The organism is Salipiger sp. HF18 (genome assembly GCF_011806505.1).
In the GTDB taxonomy this organism is placed as follows: Bacteria; Pseudomonadota; Alphaproteobacteria; order Rhodobacterales; family Rhodobacteraceae; genus Salipiger; species Salipiger thiooxidans.
In genome coordinates this window covers 1-1,472 of the sequence record NZ_JAATOS010000737.1, presented here as the reverse complement: position 1 = coordinate 1,472, position 1,472 = coordinate 1, and the positions used below count along the sequence as shown (strand labels likewise).

Here is a 1,472-nt window from a genome sequence, read left to right as displayed (position 1 = left end):
CTTCCGGGACGCCCTTCACCCCGCCGCTGCCACGGCGCCGTCATCGCACGCGGCGGCACGGCAATCATTCCGATCCGTAGGAACGGTCGGGCCTGGAAAGAGGACTGCCCGGCTGCCACGGCGCGCAACGAAACCCTGCGCGCCACGCGTCACTACGCTCGGGCATTCCGGAAGCCCCTCTCGGCAGCATCCTTGGGATACGCCTGCCGGGCAGTGGGTGGACCGGATACCACGCCCGCAGCCGCGTGGAGGCCAAGCCTCTCGGGACATTGCTGCGCAATGCCCTGCCGGCCAGTGGATAGGCGTTGTTGCAGAACTCTGACTGCGGTCGATTCACAGAGTGAATCCGGTCGGTTAGACGGTCTGCGTGAGCAAGCCTTTGCCCGCCCGCTACCGCACGACGAACTGGTCCAGCTACAACGCTGCCTTGCGCAAGCGCGGCTCAATGCTGATCTGGATAGACCGGGAGATGGCTTGGCTGGCGCCGCATGAAGGTCGGCTCGGACGTCCCGCCGTCTTCTCAGATGCCGCTATCCAGTTTTGCCTGTCGGTCAAAGTTCTCTTCAAGCTGCCCTTGCGACAGACCGCCGGTATGGTGGCCAGCCTTCTCCGGCTGGCGGGGTTGAACTGGTCCGTCCCCGACTTCAGCACCCTGTGCCGCAGGCAAAAGACCTTGGCGGTCCAGATCCCGTTTCGCCGCTCCGATGGCCCGCTCAACTTGCTCGTGGATAGCACGGGCATCAAGTTCCTCGGCGACGGTGAGTGGCAGGCCCGCAAGCACGGCGCCCAAGGCCGTCGTCAGTGGCGCAAGGTGCATCTCGCCATGGACACGGCGACCTCAGACATCCGGGCCGTCGAGTTCACTCCAAGCCGCGATGGCGACAGCCCGATCCTACCCGAGCTACTCGGCCAGATCCCCGAGGACGAGCAGATCGGCACGGTGACCGCCGACGGTGCCTACGACACACGTCGCTGCCATGCTGCCATCGTCGACCGGCAGGCCACACCGATCATCCCGATCCGGAGAAACGGGCGCGCCTGGAAGGAAGACGGCCCGGCAGCGAAGGCGCGGAACGAGACGCTACGCGCCACGAAGCACTACGGCCGCGCATTCTGGAAGCACTGGACCGGATACCACGCACGCAGCCGCGTGGAGGCGAAGATGCGATGTCTCAAGGCATTCGGCGAACGCATCGCCGCAAGAGACCCCGACCGCCAAACCGCCGAGATCCACATTCGCGTCGCACTCATGAACCGCTTCAATGCCCTCGGCACTGCCGAGACCGTTCGCGTTACATAACCTCAGCGGGGGGAGAGAAAGTCATGCCTCAAGCGTGAGTTCTGCAACAACGCCCAGTGGATACGATGCGTGAAGGCCTTCAGTGAGCGCATCGCTGCGCGGGATCCCGATCGCCAAACTGCTGAAATCCACATCCGGGTCGTCCTGATCAATCGCTTCAACGCGCCCGGCA

General features: G+C 64.6%; 1 protein-coding gene and 2 pseudogenes. All 3 read left to right on the top strand.

Features of this window, described 5'->3' with window-relative positions; translation table 11 throughout:
• A pseudogene (locus tag HC022_RS26435) lies at nt 1–165 on the top strand (IS5/IS1182 family transposase); the annotation flags it as partial.
• A gap of 202 nt (nt 166–367) precedes the next feature.
• Nucleotides 368–1,300: an IS5 family transposase gene (locus HC022_RS26430; RefSeq protein WP_167454367.1), complete on the top strand. Its 933-nt coding sequence runs from the start codon at nt 368–370 to the stop codon at nt 1,298–1,300.
• Between the two features lie 60 nt (nt 1,301–1,360).
• Nucleotides 1,361–1,472 (top strand): annotated as a pseudogene (locus tag HC022_RS26425) (IS5/IS1182 family transposase); the annotation flags it as partial.